This window comes from Klebsiella sp. K47, from assembly GCF_051858335.1.
In the GTDB taxonomy this organism is placed as follows: Bacteria; Pseudomonadota; Gammaproteobacteria; order Enterobacterales; family Enterobacteriaceae; genus Klebsiella; species Klebsiella pneumoniae.
The window spans coordinates 1-237 of the sequence record NZ_JBPYUI010000242.1 but is presented as its reverse complement, the minus strand read 5'-3'; the positions used below and the strand labels follow the sequence as shown (position 1 = coordinate 237).

Annotated in this window: 1 protein-coding gene; it reads right to left on the bottom strand. The window is 57.0% G+C overall.

Annotation, left to right across the window (positions count from 1 at the left end; all coding sequences use genetic code 11):
- A partial coding sequence (locus RRF55_RS27875; RefSeq protein ID WP_439419283.1) for a type II secretion system F family protein occupies positions 1–237 on the bottom strand: 237 nt, incomplete at both ends.

Here is a 237-nt window from a genome sequence, read left to right as displayed (position 1 = left end):
ACAAAGACATGATGCCCATTACCAAAAGCGTCGGCGCCGGCAGGTCTGCGCCGAACGAACTGAACACTTCCTTGAAGGCCGGGATCACGAAAATCATGATGATGGTCACGACGATGAAGGCCACGACGATGACCGAGATCGGGTACATCAGCGCCGATTTGATCTTGGACTTGATGGCCTCGGTCTTCTCCATGTACGTGGCCAGGCGGTCCAGCAGGGCTTCCAGGATACCGGCCG